The following is a 16,168-nucleotide window of genomic DNA, read 5'->3' as shown; positions in this document are numbered from 1 at the left end:
GGGCCGCCGCGCGCTGCTGCCCTTTCCCGCCCTGTGCATTCGGCCGGACATTGGGTGCAGTGCTGGACAGAATCGCGCCAACTCCGCACGTTCGTATGAATATTTGGTGAGATTGCTTAAGGATCTATGTACTCTGGAGCCTCAATCCTGAGCACGTTCAAAAATGGGGGGGCCGGTGCGCAGTCGCCGTCTCGTAGTATCCGCTGTCGCCGTCATCGCGGCCAGCGTTGGTCTCACACCGGGTCTGGCCCACGCGGCCGAGCCCATCGCGCCGGCCGCTTCGGCGCCCGGCTTCGACCTCGGCAAGGCCGCGGCGTCGAACTCCAAGACTTTCAAGAGCCCGGCCGAGAAGTCGGTGCGCTCGACCCTGCCGGCCGCCAAGGGCAAGGCCGCGGCCGCGGCCGGGGGCAACCCGGACCTGAACATGGTCCTGACGGCCACCAGCCCCACCGCCCACGGGCTGCAGCTGGTGACCGACCTCATCAGCGAGACCGCTTCGCTGACCGTCACCGTCAACTGGGGCGACAACACGCAGGACGTCGTCCCCGCCTCCGGCGCCGGCCAGCTGACGCACAAGCACACCTACGCGGAACTCGGCGAGTACAACGTCAAGGTCACGGTGACGGACGCCGTGAACGGCGTCGAGGTCGTCAACAACCTCCCGGTCAGCACCTCGGGCTCCGAGTTCACGCCGTACGCCCCCACCCGCCTGCTGGACACCCGTACCGGCACCGGTGTGCCGGCGGCGGGCAAGGTCCCGGCGCGCGGCATGACCCGGGTGAAGATCGGCGGCAACGGCGGCATCCCGCAGGGGGTCACCGCCGTCGTCCTCAACGTGACCGTCACCAACCCGACCGACTCCGGGTTCATCACCGCCTTCCCGGAGGACGGTGAGCGCAAGGAGACGTCGAACGTCAACTTCCAGGCCGGTCAGACCGTTCCGAACCAGGTGATCGTGCCGGTCGGCAAGAACGGCTACGTCGACCTGTTCAACGGCAGCTGGGGCGGCTCGGTCGACGTGATCGCCGACGTCAGCGGCTACTTCACGCAGAAGGCGTCGAGCGGCTACACCCCGATGACCCCGGTCCGCTTCGTCGACACCCGCGAGGGCCTCGGCACCGTCAGGGGACAGCTGGGCGGGCAGGCCGGCTTCAGCACCCGGATCAGCGGTCTCAACGGCGTGCCCCAGGACGTCACCGCCGTCGCGCTGAACGTCACCGTCACCAACCCGAAGGCGTACGGTCACCTGACCGTGTACCCGACCGGTCAGTCGGCGCCGGACACCTCCAGCCTGAACTTCAGCGCCGGTCAGACGATCGCGAACTCGGTGATCGTCCCCGTCGGCACCGGCGGCAACATCAACATCCACAACGGTGCCTGGGCCGGGACCGACGTCGTCGTCGACGTGGTCGGCTACTACAGCGCGAACAGCAAGGGCGCGTTCGTGCCGGTCGGCCCGGTCCGCCGGCTGGACACCCGCACGAACAACAAGCCGATCCCCGGCGGCTACTACCTGCCCGTGTTCTTCACCCCCCTGCCCGAGGACGACGGTGTCTCGGGCTACGTGCTGAACACCACGGTCACCAACACCGCGAACACCGGTTACCTCTCGGTCGCGCCGGACGGGAACTCGGCCGACGACTACAAGAACGACCGCGACGTGGCGCAGGACGCTCCCAGCTCCTCCACCCTGAACTGGATGAAGGGCAAGACCGTCCCGAACCTGGTCCAGGCGAGCGCCGGCGAGAACGGCATCGTCGACTTCTTCAACCAGAGCTGGGAGGAGTGGGCGACCACCGACCTGGTGATCGACGTCTTCGGCTACTACGAGACCAACTAGTCGCCAGTCGCCAGTCGCCGCACGGGCGCCCCGGAATCCGTTTCCGGGGCGCTCGTGCGTTCCGGCACATGCCCACCGACGGTCCGTCACTTTGTGGAACGCTCAACCACCGGGTCTTGCCAGGACACCCGGGAACCTCGGGACTAGCCTGAAAGAGGGATCCGTCCTCTGGAAGGGTGCGGACCTATGAAGGTGCAGCACAGTGGCGCCGTGTTGGCCGCCGCGACAGTGGTGCTCGGGGCTCTGGTCGTCCCGTCGGCCTCCGCCGACGACAAGGACCCGAAGAAGATCTACGAGCAGGCGGCGCCGGGCACCGTGCACGTCGTGGGGAAGTACGCAGAGGGAAGCGGCTTCGTCTACGACGAGGAGAGGGGACTCATCGCCACCAATGCCCATGTGGTGGTGGACGAGCCCTCCTTGAAGGTCTCGGTCAATGACCAGCCGCCGGTGGCGGCCCGCGTGGTCGGCATCGACCCCTGTGAGGACCTGGCGGTCCTGGCCTTCACCACGAAGCCGGACGACCTGAAGGCGCTGGAATTCGGCGAGAGCAAGGACGTCGAGATCGCCGACACGGTCACCGCCCTCGGCTACCCGCAAGGGCTCAGCACGGCCAACCAGAAGGCCATCTACACGGCTGGCTCGGTGCAGAACCCGAACGTCGTGGACGCCGAGCCGTCGACCTCGATGACGCGCTATCCCGCCACGATCCAGCACTCCGCGACCGTGAACGCGGGCAACTCCGGTGGCCCGCTGCTGAACGGCCAGGGGAAGGTCGTCGGGATCAACTCGCTGGCCGCCACGGGTGAAGTGCAGGGGCAGTTCTACGCCATCAGCGCCGACCACGCCCGGCCGGTGCTCGACAGCCTGGCCACCGGAGTCACGAAGAACGACCCCGGCTGGGGGATCGTGGCGCTGGACGACCCGGAACTGAGCGCGTACTTCGTCGAGGAGGAGCAGGCCAGCGTGGAGAAGGATCAGCAGCGGCTGATCGACAAGGGTGTGACCGGGGTGTTCGTCGTCAGTGCCCGCACGAACTCGCCCGTGGCGAAGGCCAATCTGAGCACCGGGGACGTGGTGACCGCCATGAAGGACACCCCGGTGGCGACGGTCGCCGAGGTCTGCGACGTCCTCCAGTCCTCGCCGGGCGGCGAGAAGATCCCGCTGGAGGGCGTGTACTCCTTCAACGCCGACGGGAAGGAAACCAAGTTCGGTGAGGCCTGGACGTCGGACCTCGTCCTCGAAAAGGGCCCGGCTCCCGCTCCCAGCAGCTGAGTCCCCGGTTTTCCGGGCCGTCTCCCGGATCCGGACGCCCCCTAGCGGGCGTCCGGCGGCTCGGTCCAGCGGTCCGGCTTCTTTCCCGGGGCCAGGTGCTCCACCAGTTCGGCCAGGTCCTCGCAGACCTGCTCGACCTTCAGGCGGACGTTGTTCTGCTCGGTGACCATGGCCGACAGCAGCAGCCCGGTCAGGGCTGCCGCCCCGTTGAGGGCCTGGAGATTGACCATGATCTCCAGGAGGGTGCGGTCGGCGAACTGGCCGGCGCGTTCCGTCGCCGCCGAGATCGCCAGGACCGACACGACCACGGTGCACGGCGCGCTCCCGGCGAGCTGGAACCGTACGGCCGCCCAGATGATCAGCGGGAAGACGAGGAAGAGCAGGGAGAGCGGGGTCCGGGTGGCCACGAGGGTGACGGCCACGGTGGTGGCCGCCAGGGCCGCCGCCTCGGCCGCGCGGAAGCCCTCACCGGGCCGCCGGATACGGACCCGGCGCAGGACGAGCAGCATCGGGGTCACCACGAGCACGCCCATCGCGTCCCCGGCCCACCAGGCCGCCCAGACGGGCCAGAACTGGTCGATCGGCAGGTCCCCGGAGAGCACCAGCGTCCAGGTCCCGATCGTCGCGCTGATCAGCATCGGCAGCAGACCGCCCAGGAAGACCAGGGCCAGCGCGTCCCGCAGCCGGTCCATCTCGACGCGGAACCCCACCCTGCGGAGCATCAGGTACGCGCACACGGGGGCGAGGGTGTTGCCCGCGACGATGCCGAGGCCGGGCGCATCGAAGTCGCTGATCCGTTCGATGGCGAGGTACGTGCCGAGGGCGATGCCGGGCCACACCCGCAGGCCCAGCCAGAGCAGGGCGGCCAGTGCGATGCCGGTCGGCAGCCACAGCGGCGTGACCTCGGCACCGTCGACGACCACACGCTGGCGCAGGCCGATCCGACCGCCCACGTAGTAGGCGATGGCCACGGCGAGGATCGGTAGCAGAACTGCGGGCAGACGTCGCCATCCCTCGATGCGCACCACAGCATCAGACAACAGCCCGGCGTCGGGCCGGGCCGTGACACGCGCTACCGGGCTCCGGCGGCGTCGTGGCTGAGGACGAGCACGGCGGCGTCATCGGTGTGGCCGGTGGAGTCGGCCACCCTCATCACTTCGGCGGCCAGTTCGCCCGGATCGGCGCCCGCCGCCTCGCGGACGACCCGGCTCACCCGCTCCAGGCCCTCCTCGATCGGGAACTTCGGCCCCTCGACCACGCCGTCGGTGAGCAGGACGATCGAACCCGCCTTCGTCAGCCGGCGCCGGGTCACCGCGTACCCGGCCCCGGGCATCAGGTTCAGCGGGAGGCCGCCGTCGTCCTCGGCGATGCCGTACTCGCCGTCCACGGTGGCCCAGACCGCCGGAATGTGTCCGGCCCGGGCGGTCTCCAGCTCCCGGGTCTCCGGATCGAAGCGGAGCAGGCTGCAGGTCGCGAACAGTTCGCGGTCCATGGAGAGCAGCACCTCGTTGGCCCGGCTCAGGACCTCGCCCGGATCGACGACGACGGCGGCCACGGCGCGCAGACAGATCCGCACCTGGCCCATGAAGGCGGCCGCCTCCACATCGTGCCCCTGGACGTCACCGATGCAGAAGGCGAGGGCGCCCTCGGGCAGCCGGAAGCCGTCGTACCAGTCGCCGCCGATGTCCAGGCCGTTCCGGGCGGGCGAGTACCGGGCGGCGGTCCGCAGCCCCGGCAGCGCCGGCAGCGAGGCGGGCAGCATCTCGCTCTGCAGCGCCTCGGCGAGGTCGACCCGGGCCTGTTGCAGCTCGACCCCGCGGCGCGCCTGGTCGGCGAGCCGCCCGAGCGTGCTGAGCAGGTCGTCGCTGGCGATCCTGGGGGCGCGGCGAGGGGTCACGGAACGCTCCGAAGTGCATCCATCCGTCCCTGCTTCCGCTGCGCGAAAAGCCCGTGCACATCATATTTCCGCCCACCCGGACCCCGCCCCCCGAGATCGTGCCCGCCCGCGGGCGGGCAGCTCAGCCCCACTGCTCGTCGGCCAGCGAGCCGACCGGCTGCGGCTTGCCGATGACCGCCAGGGCGATGAAGAAGTTGATCTGCCCGATCGCGATGGTGAGGGTGGCGAGGGCCTTCTCGTCGTAGTGCGCGGCGACCTCGGCGTACAGCTCGTCGCCGACCCGCTCCCTGCCGTGCGGGGCGGGCTGGAGGGTGGCCTCCACCAGGGCGAGGGCGGCGCGCTCGGCGTCCGTGAAGAAGGGGGCGTCCTGCCAGGAGGAGACCGCCGTGATGCGCTCCTCGGACTCCCCGGCCTTGCGCAGGAAACCGGTGTTCAGGACGGTCAGGTAGGTGTTGCCGACGATCTGCCCGGCGCGCAGGTGGACCAGGCTCATCGTGGTCCGCGGCACCGAGCGGTTGCCCGTGGCCCGGAAGAGGGCGGCGCTGATGTCGTTCAGCTCGGGGACGAATGCGGCCGGGTCGGGCATCCGCGAAATGGAGGGGTGCGTGTGGGTCATGGCTGCTCTCCTTCGGCCGGTGTCTGTACAGCACTGACGGAGGGGAGCGCACGGATGTGACAGGGGGCGGGAAATTTCTTCTCCGCGCCGCCCCGGGAACGCCCGAGGGGCGGCGGGCGCCCGTGCGCCTGCCGCCCCTCGGGGTGGACCGGGTCCTGTCCTTCGGACCGGGGCCTAGAGGAACGAGTTGATCTCGATCGTCTCGGTACGGCCGGGGCCGACGCCGATCGCGGAGATCGGGGCGCCCGACATCTCCTCCAGGGCCTTGACGTACGCCTGGGCGTTCGCCGGGAGGTCCTCGAAGGTCTTGGCCTTGGTGATGTCCTCGGACCAGCCGGGGAGGTATTCGTAGATCGGCTTCGCGTGGTGGAAGTCCGTCTGCGAGTACGGCAGCTCCTCGACGCGCTTGCCGTCGATCTCGTACGCGACGCAGACCGGGATCTGCTCCCAGCCGGTCAGTACGTCCAGCTTGGTGAGGAAAAAGTCGGTGAGACCGTTCACGCGGGTGGCGTAACGTGCGATCGGCGCGTCGAACCAGCCGCAGCGGCGGTCACGTCCGGTGGTCACGCCGCGCTCGCCGCCGATGCGGCGCAGGTCCTCGCCGTCCTGGTCGAACAGCTCGGTCGGGAACGGGCCCGCGCCGACTCGGGTCGTGTAGGCCTTGAGGATGCCGATGACACGGCTGATCTTCGTCGGGCCCACGCCGGTGCCGGTGCAGGCGCCGCCGGCGGTCGGGTTGGACGAGGTGACGAAGGGATAGGTGCCGTGGTCGACGTCGAGCAGGGTGCCCTGTCCGCCCTCGAACAGCACGACCTTGTCCTCGTCGAGCGCGTTGTTGAGGATCAGGGTGGTGTCGGCGACGTACGGCTTGATCTGCTCCGCGTACTGGAGCATCTCCTCGACGATCTGGGCGGCGTCGATCGCGCGGCGGTTGTACAGCTTCGCGAGGAGCTGGTTCTTGCCCTCCAGCGCCGCCTCGACCTTCTGGATGAGGATCGACTCGTCGTACAGGTCCTGGACGCGGATGCCGACGCGGTTGATCTTGTCCGCGTACGTCGGGCCGATGCCGCGACCGGTCGTACCGATCTTGCGCTTACCGAGGAAGCGCTCGCCGACCTTGTCGAGGGTGACGTTGTACGGCGTGATCAGGTGCGCGTTGCCGCTGATGAGCAGCTTGGAGGTGTCGATGCCGCGCTCGTTCAGACCGCGCAGCTCGGAGAGCAGGACGGCCGGGTCGACGACGACACCGTTACCGATGACCGGGGTGCATCCGGGGGAGAGGATGCCGGAAGGGAGAAGGTGCAGTGCGTACTTCTGGTCGCCCACGACGACCGTGTGGCCGGCATTGTTGCCGCCCTGGTAGCGCACTACATAGTCAACGGATCCACCGAGCAGGTCGGTGGCCTTTCCCTTGCCCTCGTCACCCCACTGAGCTCCGAGCAGCACAAGAGCGGGCACAGGCGTACACCTCTTCCGGATGGGGCATGTCCAAGGTCAGGGGGCGTACGACGATGTACACCGCAGGCTGAGCCGTCGGACCGGTACCCCGGAATAGACGAAGGCCCTGGCGCAATAGCGCAAGGGCCTCTTGCACAAAGATGCTACCCGAGGAAGGACCGAGGTGTCGGCTCCAGAGCCCACCATGAGCCAAGCGGGCGCGCCGGTAGGCGGCCTGCTCGTGCTCGTCGACCCGGTCGCCCGCCGTCTTGACGGCGAGTCCGTGCGGATCGCGAAGGATGTGTTGTCAGCGGGCGCGGCAGCGAAAATCTGCCTCCCGGATTCGCAGGAGGAATTTGCGCGGGCTCTTGCCCGCCGGGGCCATCGGCGGCTGGTGATCGTCGGTGACGACCGCGCCCTGGTGCGCGCCGTGGGCCTGCTGCACCGGGAGCGGGGGCTGGGGGAGGGCCCCCTGGCGCTGGTCCCCGTGGGCCCGGTGGGCTCCCTGGGGCTGGCCAGGTCCCTCGGCGTGCCCCTTTCGGCCGTCACCGCCGCCCGGGCCGTGCTCGACGGGGCGGTGCGCAGCTACGACCTGCTGGTCGACGACAGCGACGGGGTCGTGCTGGGCGCGCTGCGGATCCCGCCGGTGCACGGGGTCCCGCGGCCCGCCGGGCCGTCGGTGTGGAGCGCGTACCGGTCGCTGGTGCGGACGCTGGTCCGCCCGGTGGCGGCGGCTGGCGGCGCGGCCACGGGCCGGCACCGGCTGCGGGTCGAGGCCGACGGGGTGCTGCTGGCGGACGTGGACCGGCCCGTGGAGGACGTCTCGGTTCGCACCCGGGACGACGGCGGACCGGCGGAGGTCGTGGTCCGGACGGGCGGCGGCGGCTCCGCCGAGGCGACGGTCACGGCCCGGGCGAAGACGGTGACCGTGTCGGGCGCGGACTTCCGCTACCGCGCGGACGCGGCGCTGACGGGCCCGGTCCGGCGCCGTACGTGGACCCTGCGGCCCGCGGCATGGACGCTCACCGTGCCCCGGTGACCACAGAGGGTGCACCGGGCGGCGCTCCCGGTGGACCGGGAGCCGCGGAGATACGCGACGCGCTGGGCGACTGGCGGCGCGACGCGCTGCTGCTGTGCCTGCTGCCGGTGTTCTGCTGGCCGGTGGTGGTCGCGGCCCTGCTCGGCCGGCCGCCGGTGCTGGCGGCGTCCCTGGGCGTGGTGCTGAGCCCGGTGCTGCTCGGGGCGCGGGAACTGTACGCCGTCCGGCGGGTCCGGCGCCTGCTGCGGGACCCCGCGGTGACCTGGACCCCGTACGAGGCCGTGGTGGTCCGCTCCGGGTGGCGCCCGCCCGTGCTGGTGCTGGCCGGCGGGCGGCACGTGCTGACCCTGGGCCCGCTGGGCCGGCGGGTGCTGCCGCCGCGCCCGTGGCCCCGTAGGGAGAGCGCCCCGGCCACTCAGGTGGTGCGGGTCGCGGGCGACCCGGCCGCGGGCGGGGTCCTGTGGGCCCCGCACTCCGGCGGGCTGGGCCGCGCCCGGCCCGCGCGCCGCGGCCGGACCCGCCCGGTCACGGCGCGGACAGGGCAAGCGCCGCCGCTTCGATGAGGTCGGCGACCGGCCGGGGCTGCGAGGCGAGCGAGGCGTGGCCCGCGTCGAGTTCGATCACCTTGCGCGGCTTCATCCGGTCGGCCATCCGCCGCTCGTTGTCCGGGTGGATCATGCGGTCCGCCGTGGACACCTGGTACCAGGAGGGCTTCGACCGCCAGGCGGGCGCGGTGACGGTGTCACCGAAGGTCGAGCCGAGCGGTGCCTTCTGGGTCACGGCCATGACCAGCGCCTCCTCGGCCGTGAGGTCCTGCGCGAAGCTCTCGTGGAACTTGTCCTGCTTGATCCACAGGTAGCCGTCCGAGTCGGGCGCGATGTTCTCGAAGGCCGCGGGCGGCAGCTCCTGGCTGATCTGCCCGGGGCTCTCCCCGGCGTCCGGGGCGAATGCCGCCACGTAGACCAGTCCGGCCACGTTCGGCAGGTCCCCGGCCTCGGTGATGACCGCGCCACCGTACGAGTGCCCCACGAGCAGCACCGGACCGTTGATCTGGCGGACCATCCTGCGGGTGCGCTCGGCGTCGTCGGCCAGCGAGGTCAGCGGGTTCTCCACCGCGTGCAGGGAGCCGAAGCCCCGCCGGTGGAGCTCGGGGATGACCTTGGCCCAGTGGGCGGCGCCGCCCCAGAAGCCGTGGACCAGGACGATGGCGGGCTTGTCGCTCATGGAGATCGCACTTTCGGTCGGGGGCGCGTGCATCCGCCGACCACGCCAGGCAGCTCCCCGTACCCCTGCCACCGCAGCGGCGCGGCGCCGGCTGCGGCGGCAGGGGTGGGGGTTGAGGGTGGCAGTGGGCGAGGGCCGGTCAGGCGCCGACGTACGCCGCGAGGTGCTCGCCGGTGAGGGTGGAGCGGTCCGCCACGAGGTCGGCGGGGGTGCCCTCGAAGACGATCAGGCCGCCGTCGTGACCGGCGCCGGGACCGAGGTCGATGATCCAGTCGGCGTGCGCCATGACCGCCTGGTGGTGCTCGATGACGATGACCGACTTCCCGGATTCGACCAGCCGGTCGAGCAGGCCGAGCAGCTGCTCCACGTCGGCGAGGTGCAGGCCGGTGGTCGGCTCGTCGAGCACGTAGACGCCGCCCTTCTCCGCCATGTGGGTGGCCAGCTTGAGCCGCTGGCGCTCACCGCCGGACAGCGTGGTGAGCGGCTGGCCGAGGCTGAGGTAGCCGAGCCCGACGTCGGCGAGCCGGGTGAGGATGCGGTGCGCGGCGGGCGTGTGGGCCTCGCCGGCGCCGAAGAACTCCTCGGCCTCCGTCACCGACATCGCGAGCACCTCGCTGATGTCGCGGCCGCCGAGGTGGTACTCCAGCACCGACGCCTCGAACCGCTTCCCCTCGCACTCCTCGCAGGTGGTCGTGACCCCGGCCATCATCGCGAGGTCGGTGTAGATGACACCGGCGCCGTTGCAGTTGGGGCAGGCGCCCTCGGAGTTGGCGCTGAACAGCGCCGGCTTCACCCCGTTGACCTTGGCGAACGCCTTGCGGATCGGGTCCAGCAGCCCGGTGTAGGTCGCCGGGTTGCTCCGGCGCGAGCCGCGGATCGCGCCCTGGTCGATCGAGACCACGTCCGCGGCGGGGGACAGCGACTTGTGCAGCAGCGAGCTCTTGCCGGAGCCGGCGACACCGGTGACGACCGTGAGCACCCCGAGCGGGATGTCGACGTCGACGTCGCGCAGGTTGTTCGCCGTCGCCCCGCGGATCTCCAGCGCACCGGTGGGCCTGCGCACCGACGGCTTGAGCTTGGCCCGGTCGTCGAGGTGGCGGCCGGTGATGGTGCCGCCGGAGCGCAGCCCCTCGACGGTGCCCTCGTAGCAGACGGTGCCGCCCGCGGTGCCCGCGCCGGGGCCGATGTCGACGACGTGGTCGGCGATCGCGATGGTCTCCGGCTTGTGCTCCACGACGAGCACGGTGTTGCCCTTGTCGCGCAGCCGCAGCAGGAGGTCGTTCATGCGCTGGATGTCGTGCGGATGCAGACCGATGGTGGGCTCGTCGAAGACGTACGTGACATCGGTGAGCGAGGAGCCGAGGTGGCGGATCATCTTGACGCGCTGCGCCTCGCCGCCCGACAGCGTCCCCGACGCCCGGTCGAGCGAGAGGTAGCCGAGACCGATCTCCACGAACGAGTCGAGGGTGAGCCGCAGCGCGGTGAGCAGCGGGGCCACCGAGGGCTCGTCGAGGCCGCGGACCCACTCGGCCAGGTCGCTGATCTGCATCGCGCACGCGTCGGCGATGCTGATCTTCTTGATCTTCGACGAGCGGGCGCCCTCGCTGAGCCGGCTGCCCTCGCACTCGGGGCAGACGGTGAAGGTGACCGCCCGTTCCACGAAGGCCCGGATGTGCGGCTGCATCGCCTCCTTGTCCTTGGACAGGAAGGACTTCTGGATCTTGGGGATGAGTCCCTCGTAGGTGAGGTTGACGCCCTCGACCTTCACCTTGGTGGGCTCCCGGTAGAGGAAGTCCTGCATCTCCTTCTTGGTGAACTTCGCGATCGGCTTGTCCGGGTCGAGGAAGCCGGACTCGGCGTAGACCCGCACGGTCCAGAAGCTGTCGGACTTCCAGCCGGGGATGGTGAACGCGCCCTCGGAGAGCGACTTGGAGTCGTCGTAGAGCTGGGTGAGGTCGATGTCGGAGACCGAGCCCCGGCCCTCGCAGCGCACGCACATGCCGCCGGTGCGGGAGAAGGTCGCCTTCACGGTCTTCGTCCTGTCCGCGCCGCGCTCGACCGTGATCCCGCCGCTCGCCCGGACCGAGGCGACGTTGAAGGAGTAGGCGCTGGGCGGGCCGATGTGGGGCTTGCCGAGCCGGCTGAAGAGGATGCGGAGCATCGCGTTGGCGTCGGTCGCGGTACCGACCGTGGAGCGGGGGTCGCCGCCCATCCGCTGCTGGTCGACGGTGATCGCGGTGGTCAGCCCGTCGAGTACGTCGACCTCGGGGCGGGCCAGCGTCGGCATGAAGCCCTGCACGAAGGTGCTGTAGGTCTCGTTGATCATCCGCTGGGACTCGGCGGCGATCGTGTCGAACACCAGCGAGCTCTTGCCCGAACCGGAGACTCCGGTGAACACCGTCAGCCGGCGCTTGGGGATCTCGATGCTGACGTCCTTGAGGTTGTTCACGCGCGCTCCGTGCACGCGGATCAGACCGTGGCTGTCGGCAGCGTGCGGCGCGGGCGACGTGGGGTCCGGCTTGGGGGCCCTGCTCATCGTGTCTCCATCTCTCGTGCGGGCCGTCTGTGCGGACCCCTGTGCGGACTCCTGCGGCAGTCGGCGGCTATGGCTTGCGGGGCTGGTTGAACCGGATCATGTTCCCGGCCGGGTCGCGGAAGGCGCAGTCACGGACGCCGTACGGCTGGTCGACCGGCTCCTGCACGACCTCCGCGCCGGCGGCCCGGATGCGTTCGAAGGTGGCGTCGACGTCGTCGGTGGAGAAGATCACGCCGCGCAGCATGCCCTTGGCCAGCAGCTCGGCCATCGCCTGCCGGTCGGCCGGCGAGGCGCCCGGGTCGGCGAGCGGCGGTTCGAGGACGATCTCCACGTCCGGCTGCGCCGGGGAGCCGACGGTCACCCAGCGCATCCCCTCGAACCCGACGTCGTTGCGGACTTCCAGGCCGAGGGTGTCGCGGTAGAAGGCGATCGCCTTGTCGTGGTCGTCGACTGCGATGAAGCACTGCGAGAGGTTGATGTCCATGCCGTCGACGCTACGAGGAGGGTGCGGATTTCGCTTCTCCGATCCTGACCGGTCGCGTGAGGACCTTGGCGACGCACGCCGGGATCGCCGCGCCGTCGTCGTGGCTGCGGGCCCGGTAGGCGCTGGGGGTCTCGCCGACGAGCTCGGTGAAGCGCGAGCTGAAGGACCCCAGCGAGGTGCATCCGACGGCGAAGCAGACGTCCGTCACGCTCAGGTCGCCGCGTCGCAGCAGGGCCTTCGCGCGTTCGACGCGGCGGGTCATGAGGTAGCTGTACGGGGTTTCCCCGAAGGCGGCGCGGAAGCTGCGGGAGAAGTGTCCGGCCGACATGAGGGCGACGTTGGCGAGTGCCTGAACGTCCAGCGGTTCCGCGTACTCGCGGTCCATCATGTCCCGGGCGCGGCGCAGCCGTACCAGGTCCTCCAGGTTCATGCGTTCCAGCATGGCACGCATGGGGTGCCGCGTCTGCGGGTATCGGTGCTTCCGGATCCGGCCGGCGGGATTCGGTCAGCCGGATCCTTCCGCCGGGGCGCCGGATCCGGTCCGCCGGTCCGCCGGGTGGCCGGGTCGCCGGGTGGCCGCCCCGCTCAGCCGAGGCCGAGGGTCGCGCGGTGGGTCCGCCAGCGGTCCATCAGGCCCAGCATCTCGCCCTGCATGAACTCGAAGAAGGCCGCCGTCTCCGCGACGCGCGCCCCGGCGGGCGAGTCCGTGCCGAGGGTGGCCGCGCCCTCGCGCAGGGTCTTCTCCCACAGGGTCAGGACCTGGTCGCGGCGCGTGAAGGTCTCGTACCAGAGCTCGTTGTGCAGGACGTACCGGTCGCGCCGTGAGCCCGGTTCGCGTTCGCGGCTGACCATGTTGACCTGCGTCAGGTAGGACACGGCACCGGACACGGCCGCCGGGCTGATCCGCAGCGCCTCGCCCAGTTCGGCCGAGGTGAGCGCCCCGCCGTCGCTGGCCAGCAGCTGCGCGAAGACGCGCGCGGCCATTCGCTGCATCCCGGCGTCGGTCAGCTGCGCGGCGAACCGCTCCACGAACCGGGAGACGGCTTCCCCGTCCCGCCCCCCGGTACCGGTACCGGTACCCGACTCCACATCCGCCATGTCATCCGCCACGACTCCGACTTTACGCGATTCTTGAGATTCTCAATCTTCACAAGTTTGTGAAATGAGCGTACGTTCGGAAGCATGACGAAGGCAATCAGCGTGGCCGGCCTTTACAAGGCATTCGGCCGCACCCGTGCACTGGACGGACTCGACCTCTCGGTCACCACCGGCGAGGTCCACGGCTTCCTCGGCCCCAACGGCGCCGGCAAGTCCACCACCATCCGCGTCCTGCTGGGCCTGCTGCGCGCCGACTCCGGCACCGCCGAACTGCTCGGCGGCGACCCCTGGGCCGACGCCGTCCCCCTCCACCGCCGCGTCGCCTACGTTCCCGGAGACGTCACCCTGTGGCGCAACCTCTCCGGCGGCGAGGTCATAGACCTCTACGGGCGCCTCCGCGGCGGCCTCGACCGGACCCGCCGCGCCGAACTCGTCGCGCGCTTCGAACTGGACCCCACCAAGAAGGGGCGCACGTACTCCAAGGGCAACCGGCAGAAGGTCGCCCTCGTCGCGGCCTTCGCCTCCGACGCCGAACTGCTCGTCCTCGACGAACCGACCTCCGGCCTCGACCCGCTGATGGAGGAGGTCTTCCAGGACTGCGTCACCGAGGCCCGCGCCGCCGGGCGCACCGTCCTGCTCAGCTCGCACATCCTCAGCGAGGTCGAGACCCTCTGCGACCGGGTCAGCATCATCCGCAAGGGCCGCACCGTGGAGACCGGCACCCTCGCCGAACTGCGCCACCTCACCCGTACGTCGATCAGCGCCGAACTCGCCGCCCCGCCGAACGGCCTCGCACACCTGCCGGGCGTGTACGACGTCGAGGTGCAGGGGCTGAAGGTCCGCCTCCAGGCGGACACCGACAAGCTGGACGCCGTACTGCGCTCCCTCACCGCGGCGGGGGTGCGGTCGCTGACCTCGACCCCGCCCACCCTCGAAGAGCTCTTCCTGCGCCACTACACCGAAGAGGCGTCCCGATGAGCGCCCGGCCGACCGGCCAATTGACGGGCACGGGGGCGCTGCTGCGGCTCGCCCTGCGCCGCGACCGCGTGGTGATGCCGGTGTGGATCGCGGTCACCACCCTCATGGTGGTGAGCATGCCCGGCTCGCTGGGCAGCGTGTACACCACTGCCGCCGAACGCGCCCGGACCGCCGCCTCGATGAACGCCAACGGCTCGATGCGCGCCCTGTACGGGCCGGTCTTCGGCGATTCCCTCGGCGGCCTGACGGCCTGGCGGATCGGCGTCCACGCAGCCGTCCTCGCGGCCGTGATGAGCCTGGTCATCGTAATCCGGCACACCCGCGAGGAGGAGGAGAGCGGCCGTCAGGAACTGCTGTCCGCCGCCATGGTGGGGCGACGGGCCCCACTGACCGCGGCGCTGCTCGCCGCCCTCGTGGCCGATGCGTGCGTGGCCCTGCTCATCGCGGCAGGCCTCGCGGGGCGGGGCGCGCCCGGAGCGATCGCTCTCGGGCTGGCCGTCGCCGCCACCGGCATGCTCTTCGCCTGCACGGCCGCCATCGCCGCCCAGCTGACCGAGAGTGCCCGCGCCGCCAAGGGGACGACGGCCGCCGTGCTCGGCGCCGCCTTCGTCCTGAAGGCCGCGGGCGACGCCGGTACGGCGGGCGGGCGATCGGCCCTGACCTGGTCCTCGCCGCTCGGCTGGGTGGAGAACGTACGGGCCTTCGCCGCCGAACGCTGGTGGGTGCTCCTCCTGTTCGCCGCCGCCGTCGCGGTGCAGGCGGGCGCGGCCTATGCCCTGGCCGGGCGCCGTGACCTGGGGATGAGCTTCCTGCCGTCGCGGCCGGGGCCGGCCGATGGGCGCCTGGGTACGGCGGGCGCACTCGCCCGGCGGCTGCAGCGCGGCAGCCTACTGGGCTGGAGCGCGGGCTTCCTGATCGCCGGGGCCGTCTTCGGCGGGATGGCGGACGGCGCCGCGGATCTGGTCGGCGGCAACGACAGGACCCGCGAGATCATCGAGCGGATGGGCGGGGCGGGCGAGCCGGGCGGGGTGGGCGGGCAGGGCGCGCTCACCGACGCCTTCCTCGCCACGATGGCCGGCCTGTTCGGCATGGTCGCCGCCCTGTACGCCGTCGCGGCCGTACTGCGCCTGAGCGGCGAGGAGTCGGGGCAGCGCGCGGAGCCGCTGCTCGCGAACGCGGTCGGCCGGCTGCGCTGGGCCGGCGGCCACCTGGCCGTGGCCTTCGGCGGCTCGGCGCTGATCCTGCTGCTGGCGGGAGCCGGCCTCGGCCTCGGGCACGGCCGGGATCCGGGCGCGGCGATCGGTGCCACGCTCGCCCAGCTCCCGGCGGTGTGGCTGATCGGGGCACTGGCGGCGCTGCTGTACGGCGCGGCCCCGGCGTACGCGGGGGCCGCCTGGGCGGTGGCCGGGGGCGTGCTGGCCCTGGGCTGGGTCGGCCCGGCGCTGAACCTCCCGCAGGCGGTCCTGGACCTCTCGCCCTTCGCCCATCTGCCCCGGCTGCCGGGCGCACAGGCCCTGGACCGGACCCCGCTCCTGGCGCTGACCGCCCTGGCGGCGGCCCTGACCGCGGCGGGCCTCGGCGCCCTGCGCCGCCGCGACATGACCGCGTAGCCCGGGCCCAGGGGGTGTCCGCAAAGTAGCGCCGGCGCCCGGAGGGCGTCGCGGGCCAGGCGGGACTTTGCGGACACCCCCTAGAACTCCACGAGCAGCTGCTGCAGCCCCCGGATGACGTACCCGTCCCGCCACTG

At 71.3% G+C, this 16,168-nt stretch carries 15 protein-coding genes; 6 read left to right on the top strand and 9 right to left on the bottom strand.

From position 1 onward, the window contains the following. Positions 1 to 175 precede the first annotated feature (175 nt). Together ACWGE1_RS15705 and ACWGE1_RS15700 are read left to right on the top strand one after the other, a co-directional pair. Complete coding sequence (locus ACWGE1_RS15705) at positions 176 to 1,840, top strand: hypothetical protein (RefSeq protein ID WP_453421049.1); 1,665 nt, start codon at positions 176 to 178, stop codon at positions 1,838 to 1,840. 186 nt (positions 1,841 to 2,026) lie between these two features. After that, complete coding sequence (locus ACWGE1_RS15700; protein WP_453421048.1) at positions 2,027 to 3,112, top strand: S1C family serine protease; 1,086 nt, start codon at positions 2,027 to 2,029, stop codon at positions 3,110 to 3,112. Between the two features lie 41 nt (positions 3,113 to 3,153). On the opposite strand, the gene ACWGE1_RS15695 is transcribed toward ACWGE1_RS15700, so the two are convergent. The 4 genes from ACWGE1_RS15695 to ACWGE1_RS15680 form a co-directional block, all read right to left on the bottom strand. Beyond that, positions 3,154 to 4,140: an MASE1 domain-containing protein gene (locus ACWGE1_RS15695; RefSeq protein ID WP_453421078.1), complete on the bottom strand. Its 987-nt coding sequence runs from the start codon at positions 4,138 to 4,140 to the stop codon at positions 3,154 to 3,156. 44 nt (positions 4,141 to 4,184) lie between these two features. Further along, complete coding sequence (locus ACWGE1_RS15690) at positions 4,185 to 5,009, bottom strand: PP2C family protein-serine/threonine phosphatase (RefSeq protein ID WP_453421047.1); 825 nt, start codon at positions 5,007 to 5,009, stop codon at positions 4,185 to 4,187. Positions 5,010 to 5,130: 121 nt separating this feature from the next. Next, entirely contained in the window at positions 5,131 to 5,625 is a 495-nt protein-coding gene (locus ACWGE1_RS15685; protein ID WP_453421046.1) for a carboxymuconolactone decarboxylase family protein, read from the bottom strand. A 174-nt stretch (positions 5,626 to 5,799) separates the two neighbouring features. Then, positions 5,800 to 7,083 (bottom strand): adenylosuccinate synthase, encoded by a 1,284-nt coding sequence (locus tag ACWGE1_RS15680; protein WP_362811320.1) that lies wholly within the window; start codon positions 7,081 to 7,083, stop codon positions 5,800 to 5,802. Positions 7,084 to 7,267: 184 nt separating this feature from the next. On the opposite strand from ACWGE1_RS15680, the gene ACWGE1_RS15675 reads away from it, so the two are divergent. Both ACWGE1_RS15675 and ACWGE1_RS15670 read left to right on the top strand, forming a co-directional pair. Then, positions 7,268 to 8,101 carry a diacylglycerol kinase gene (locus ACWGE1_RS15675; protein ID WP_453421045.1) on the top strand — a complete coding sequence of 278 codons (834 nt, stop codon included), beginning with the start codon at positions 7,268 to 7,270 and terminating at the stop codon, positions 8,099 to 8,101. Beyond that, positions 8,098 to 8,664 (top strand): hypothetical protein, encoded by a 567-nt coding sequence (locus tag ACWGE1_RS15670; RefSeq protein ID WP_453421044.1) that lies wholly within the window; start codon positions 8,098 to 8,100, stop codon positions 8,662 to 8,664. The genes ACWGE1_RS15675 and ACWGE1_RS15670 overlap by 4 nt, the downstream gene beginning before the upstream one ends. Here the strand turns inward: ACWGE1_RS15670 and ACWGE1_RS15665 are convergent. The 5 genes from ACWGE1_RS15665 to ACWGE1_RS15645 form a co-directional block, all read right to left on the bottom strand. Further along, positions 8,627 to 9,325, bottom strand: coding sequence for an alpha/beta hydrolase (locus tag ACWGE1_RS15665; protein ID WP_453421043.1), 699 nt, complete (start codon positions 9,323 to 9,325; stop codon positions 8,627 to 8,629). The genes ACWGE1_RS15670 and ACWGE1_RS15665 overlap by 38 nt on opposite strands. A gap of 139 nt (positions 9,326 to 9,464) precedes the next feature. Next, positions 9,465 to 11,861 carry an ATP-binding cassette domain-containing protein gene (locus ACWGE1_RS15660; protein ID WP_453421042.1) on the bottom strand — a complete coding sequence of 799 codons (2,397 nt, stop codon included), beginning with the start codon at positions 11,859 to 11,861 and terminating at the stop codon, positions 9,465 to 9,467. A gap of 67 nt (positions 11,862 to 11,928) precedes the next feature. Further along, positions 11,929 to 12,345 (bottom strand): VOC family protein, encoded by a 417-nt coding sequence (locus ACWGE1_RS15655; protein WP_453421041.1) that lies wholly within the window; start codon positions 12,343 to 12,345, stop codon positions 11,929 to 11,931. 10 nt (positions 12,346 to 12,355) lie between these two features. Beyond that, positions 12,356 to 12,775 (bottom strand): helix-turn-helix domain-containing protein, encoded by a 420-nt coding sequence (locus tag ACWGE1_RS15650; protein WP_453421077.1) that lies wholly within the window; start codon positions 12,773 to 12,775, stop codon positions 12,356 to 12,358. A gap of 155 nt (positions 12,776 to 12,930) precedes the next feature. Next, entirely contained in the window at positions 12,931 to 13,443 is a 513-nt protein-coding gene (locus ACWGE1_RS15645) for a GbsR/MarR family transcriptional regulator (RefSeq protein WP_453421076.1), read from the bottom strand. Positions 13,444 to 13,527: 84 nt separating this feature from the next. On the opposite strand from ACWGE1_RS15645, the gene ACWGE1_RS15640 reads away from it, so the two are divergent. Both ACWGE1_RS15640 and ACWGE1_RS15635 read left to right on the top strand, forming a co-directional pair. Further along, the gene (locus ACWGE1_RS15640) at positions 13,528 to 14,421 is read left to right on the top strand and encodes an ABC transporter ATP-binding protein (protein ID WP_453421040.1); all 894 of its coding nucleotides are present in this window, start codon (positions 13,528 to 13,530) and stop codon (positions 14,419 to 14,421) included. Beyond that, positions 14,418 to 16,031, top strand: a complete 1,614-nt coding sequence (locus ACWGE1_RS15635) for an ABC transporter permease (RefSeq protein WP_453421039.1) — start codon at positions 14,418 to 14,420, stop codon at positions 16,029 to 16,031. Before ACWGE1_RS15640 ends, ACWGE1_RS15635 begins: the two co-directional genes overlap by 4 nt. Positions 16,032 to 16,168: the final 137 nt, after the last annotated feature.

The organism is Streptomyces sp. NPDC054932, from assembly GCF_053610205.1.
The sequence above is the reverse complement of the archived record's forward strand: the minus strand, read 5'-3'. Positions and strand labels throughout refer to the sequence as shown.

Excerpts from the sequence above, each read along its gene's own strand:
- ACWGE1_RS15660 (WP_453421042.1), bottom strand. The coding sequence starts at position 11,861 with ATGAGCAGGGCCCCCAAGCCGGACCCCACGTCGCCCGCGCCGCACGCT.
- ACWGE1_RS15665 (WP_453421043.1), bottom strand. The coding sequence starts at position 9,325 with ATGAGCGACAAGCCCGCCATCGTCCTGGTCCACGGCTTCTGGGGCGGC.
- ACWGE1_RS15700 (WP_453421048.1), top strand. The coding sequence starts at position 2,027 with ATGAAGGTGCAGCACAGTGGCGCCGTGTTGGCCGCCGCGACAGTGGTG.
- ACWGE1_RS15640 (WP_453421040.1), top strand. The coding sequence starts at position 13,528 with ATGACGAAGGCAATCAGCGTGGCCGGCCTTTACAAGGCATTCGGCCGC.
- ACWGE1_RS15645 (WP_453421076.1), bottom strand. The coding sequence starts at position 13,443 with ATGGCGGATGTGGAGTCGGGTACCGGTACCGGTACCGGGGGGCGGGAC.
- ACWGE1_RS15685 (WP_453421046.1), bottom strand. The coding sequence starts at position 5,625 with ATGACCCACACGCACCCCTCCATTTCGCGGATGCCCGACCCGGCCGCA.
- ACWGE1_RS15635 (WP_453421039.1), top strand. The coding sequence starts at position 14,418 with ATGAGCGCCCGGCCGACCGGCCAATTGACGGGCACGGGGGCGCTGCTG.
- ACWGE1_RS15675 (WP_453421045.1), top strand. The coding sequence starts at position 7,268 with ATGAGCCAAGCGGGCGCGCCGGTAGGCGGCCTGCTCGTGCTCGTCGAC.
- ACWGE1_RS15655 (WP_453421041.1), bottom strand. The coding sequence starts at position 12,345 with ATGGACATCAACCTCTCGCAGTGCTTCATCGCAGTCGACGACCACGAC.
- ACWGE1_RS15650 (WP_453421077.1), bottom strand. The coding sequence starts at position 12,775 with ATGAACCTGGAGGACCTGGTACGGCTGCGCCGCGCCCGGGACATGATG.